The organism is Bacillus sp. EB600 (assembly GCF_024494385.1).
Classification (GTDB): domain Bacteria; phylum Bacillota; class Bacilli; order Bacillales; family Cytobacillaceae; genus JAEVLT01.
The window spans coordinates 1-4542 of record NZ_JAEVLT010000086.1 but is presented as its reverse complement, the minus strand read 5'-3'; the positions used below and the strand labels follow the sequence as shown (position 1 = coordinate 4542).

Annotated in this window: 3 protein-coding genes; 1 reads left to right on the top strand and 2 read right to left on the bottom strand. The window is 34.7% G+C overall.

Annotated elements, in window-relative coordinates; translation table 11 throughout:
• Positions 1 to 744: 744 nt before the first annotated feature.
• Together JN080_RS28300 and JN080_RS28295 are read right to left on the bottom strand one after the other, a co-directional pair.
• On the bottom strand, positions 745 to 1737 hold the full coding sequence (locus tag JN080_RS28300) for a polysaccharide deacetylase family protein (protein WP_256239278.1): 993 nt from the start codon (positions 1735 to 1737) through the stop codon (positions 745 to 747).
• A gap of 578 nt (positions 1738 to 2315) precedes the next feature.
• A complete protein-coding gene (locus tag JN080_RS28295; protein ID WP_256239277.1) occupies positions 2316 to 3248 on the bottom strand; it encodes a DMT family transporter in 933 nt (310 codons plus the stop codon).
• Positions 3249 to 3847: 599 nt separating this feature from the next.
• On the opposite strand from JN080_RS28295, the gene JN080_RS28290 reads away from it, so the two are divergent.
• Positions 3848 to 4363, top strand: coding sequence for a DoxX family protein (locus JN080_RS28290; RefSeq protein WP_256239276.1), 516 nt, complete (start codon positions 3848 to 3850; stop codon positions 4361 to 4363).
• Positions 4364 to 4542 lie beyond the last annotated feature (179 nt).

Here is a 4542-nt window from a genome sequence, read left to right as displayed (position 1 = left end):
GATCAAACTCTCCAATAAAGAGTATGAGTTAGCTCATAAATGTTACGTTAGCTAGTGAAGACTTGCTTCACTATGTTTTTTATTGTTGACGTTTTTGTTTGTTTAGTTTTCAAAGAACAATTCAGCGACAAAAATAATTGTATCATACTAATTCGTCATTGTCAACTTCTACGAAATATTTTTGAATTAAAAAATTCGTTTTTGAAGCTGTTAACGAATCAACTTTCTTATTATATACTCAACAGAATTCTTCGTCAACCCTTTTTAAAGGATTAATTTTTCATCGGTGACAATAACCATTATATCACACTAATTTGTTTGTGCAAACTTCTACGAAATATTTCTGGTTTAAAAAGTTCGTTTTTGAAGCTGTAACGAATCAGCTTTCTTAGAAGAACACCTTCCGTATTACCTGGCAATAGAAAGTTTTTCCGGTTACATTGATTTCATTTAAATAATGGACTTATCCCTTCGCTCTTTATTAGGTAACATTTGAAAAATAGGATACATTCAAAACATCTATTTTATTAAGTAAATGTAGTGGGAACATGTTCTTACTACAAAATCACTTATAATTGTTTCTGGCAACTCCCACCGCTAAAGCAGTGGGGTTCTAGGATACAGTGGCAAGCCGTTGCCACTTCTAAACGATACCCTTATCTTTCCTGACCGAAAGAGTTTCTACCGAAGCACTTGAAGAGGGAACAAACTGTTTTTAAAGCTTAAAACTTTTACTGTGCAAAATTAGAAATGGATCGGATCCACTGTTCGATCAATCACTTTACACTCATAATGATTTTGACTTAAATAATCAAAGAGCCTCGGTAATTGTGCAAGTGTCTCCTTTTTCTCGTGCATAAGGATGACGATTGGACCCGCTTTTCGAGCTTTCCTTTGTAATTGCTCAATGACATTATCGACAAATCGTCCATCTTTGAAATACCAATCCCTACTATCAATATTCCAGTCCCACATCAAATATCCATTATCCAAAACAGCCTTTTTTTCTTCTGGTGTCAAGTTAGGAACGCTACCAAACGGAGTTCTAATCAATACCGAATCCACGCCAGTTATTTCTTTTAACGTATTTCGATCCTGATTCATTTCACCTAAAACCGATACAACAGATGCATAAAATAATTTTCTGCTATGAGTAACCCCATGAAGTCCAACACTCTCTCCCATCTTGACCATTAGCCTTGCTGAATTTGGATATTTCTTAATATTTCCATCCAACATAAAAAATGTTGCTTTAAAATGGTACTTCTCCAACAGCGCAATGATTTCACTAGAAAAGCTTTCCGGACCATCATCAAATGTTAAATAAACAGTTTTTGAGTTGGTATTTACTTGTGGTGCGTTGGTTTGCTCCGTCTGAACTGTATTTGCTTCTAAAAGTGGTCGAGGACTATCTATGTTAGTTGTTGCAGAATGTTCCTCAGTTGTCTTATTTTCCGGTAAATTACTTGTCTCCTGATCGGGTTTATGGGAATAAGATTCCTTTTGATCCTTGTTAAGCAATTCTGTATCAAGATTTGAACCATTTTTCATTTGTGTAACTTTTTCTCCCCCATGTTTCTTCATCGTAATCTGGTTTGTTTTTTTTTGATTCTTAGGTTCATTGCTAGCTGCTTTTGCTCCTAAATATTGATTGATGGATACTCCTGCGATCAAAAGCCCTCCTACAAGCGAGAGAATTAATACCCCTTGCACCCAGTTATTAGTTCGTTTCCCCATTTTTTTATTCCCTCTTTGAAGTAAAATTTCTATTTTTTACTCATTATATATAAATTTTCCCACAAAATGTTTCTATCATTTTAAAAATATTACAAATCTATTAAAAGCAAATATTGCTTGAATTGAAATAGGGATAAAGGCACAAAAACACGAACCATCTAATAAAGTTTTTTCGGCAATATCATCTGTAATTCAATGAGATGGTGATTGGAGGATAATATAGTTTTATTGTTACCTTTAGCAGATTTAATTTACATTTGAATTAAAAAAGTACCTGTAAAGATTAGACTCACTTTAATTTACATCATTTTTATGCTCTCATAAAAAATGCATATTAAGCCACTCTAGTACATCACCAAATTATGATGAAAGATAAAAAGCATTCAATATAGAATACTTTTTATCTAGTTCAAGTTCAATTAATCCATTAGCTTAAGTGAACATCTTCACATTTTACAATTTTCTTTATTCTTGCTATTCCAGAATGTGGAACTAAACATGAAATAGATTTTAAAGAGATGAATCAATTTCATAATTCGTATTTTTAAAAATGTACAAACCCGTAGAGTTTAGTGAAGTTATGAAGCATAAAAATCATTCCTCTGTTTTGCTTTAGAAACTCTTTTCTTTAAAAAGATCCTGCCCTCTGAAAGAAACAGCCCGGCTAACGTTAGAATCGTACCTATTGCAGCCAACCACGTTATTTTTTCGTGTAATACGATAACTGACGTAACCACCGTAATTACAGGGACTATGTAGATGTAGATGCTCGTTTTTACAGGCCCCAATACTTTAACTGCAAAGTTCCATGTTACAAAACAAAGAGCGGAAGCACCTATACCCAAAAATATAAGATTAAATAGGTTAACAGGATTTGCAAAACGCTCCAACCCCAGTTTGAAGTCGGATAGAAACAGAGCCGGGATCATGAATAAGATTCCATAGAAAAATACCTTTCTTGTCATTTGGAACGTATTATAGCCGAAACTGCTAATTTTTCTCGTCAACACAGAATAAACGGCCCAAACAATGGTAGCAGTAACCGCTAATAAATCACCTAACGGATTTAGTTGAAAATTTGAAGCACCGCTAAAACTGATTAGATATATGCCGACCATGGCAACGACAAAGCCGAAGAAGAAATTGATCCGCAACGGTTCTTCTTTCAAAAATAAGAAAGCCGCAATCGCGGTGAAAAATGGCGCTAATGAACAGATTACACCTACATTAGAAGCCATTGTAAACGTGAGCGCGATATTTTCCAATAGATAATACATCGTAACGCCGCATAAACCAGCAGCCGCAAAGAAGAGTTCATGCTTTCTATTCACCACCCTCATCCTGTGTGGGTATACAATCATTAACGCAACCAAACCCATTATGAAACGAAAAAACAGAATCTCAACGGGAGTAAAATCATTTAGTAAGATTTTAGTGAAAATAAAAGTTGTACCCCAAATTATAATGGTGAGTAAAGCTAATAAATGACCAGAAGTATGTTTATTTTCCATCGTCATGTCCTTTCATCTGATGCTGTTTTTTTCTGTCTAAAAAATGTTCCTTCTTTGAATTTATTATCTTATTGGATTTACGGATTTATATTTTTATTTTCACTAACCTCCTGTTTGTTATGTTGGTTTTTCTACATCAACTAATTTTAAATTTCCTAATCGACACCTTGTTTTTGCCCTTGCTTTCATAAGTTGAGGCCTCTCTTCTTTAATATAATTTCAATCCATAACAAGGATATTATCTTAATTATAACTAGAATATTTTTTCTTAAATTCATTTCTTCTTCAATTAAATGTCACATTCCTACCCGTTTTTCATAGCATCTAATGATGCACTCATATTACCTACCCCTCCTATTTTTGAATTACTGCCGATTTCATGATCAATCTGATTTATCAATATATATATAGAAACTTGTGAACAGGTCGGACTTTCTTAGCCGGAAAAATGCACGATTTTCTATTGTGACAATTATGTTCATATCTTTTTTACAAACATGTGAATTGTTGAACAAATTATGTTTTATTCGAGATAATAGAATTATAATAGCATTGTAATCAAGTTAATTATAAAACTTTTAAATAAAGGAGTCTTCCACATGTTTAATCGATTTTTAAGAGAAAACAAAATTGCTGCCGCTATCCTAACTGTCATTCGCTTGTATCTTGGCTATGAATTCTTAATTGCAGGCTACCATAAACTTGCAGCCGGAGGTTTCGATACATCTGGGTTCTTAAAAGGTGCGATTGCAAATCCGGTGAAAGGTCCAGACGGCAGCATTGTCTATGCTACGTATGTTGGCTTTTTAAAACACTTTGCCCTGCCAAATGCCCACCTTTTCAATACAATTGTTCCATTAGGTGAGTTTCTGGTGGGCTTAGGGTTAATTCTTGGCTGCCTAACAACGGCCGCTGCCTTCTTTGCACTCGTAATGAACTTCTCTTACGTAATGGCTGGTACAATATCGACTAACGCGCTTTGTATTTTACTTGGTGTAATCATTATAGCATCTGGGCTCAACGCTGGTCGGATTGGTCTTGACCGCTGGGTGATGCCATTCATCCGCAAAACAACAGCAAAAGATCACAACGCTATTGAAAAAATAAGTGCATAATGCAAAAGCCCCTCATTCTAGAACGTTTTCTAGAATGAAGGGCTTTTTTATTCGACAAAACTCAGGTGGTGCTGGCATCAGAACTAAAAACAATTAAGCGACTGACCCTCTTTCTCCACAAGCACCCTGTGTATTATAAGGTCAGCCAGAAAAAATTTCTGGTTGACCATTTAGTTATG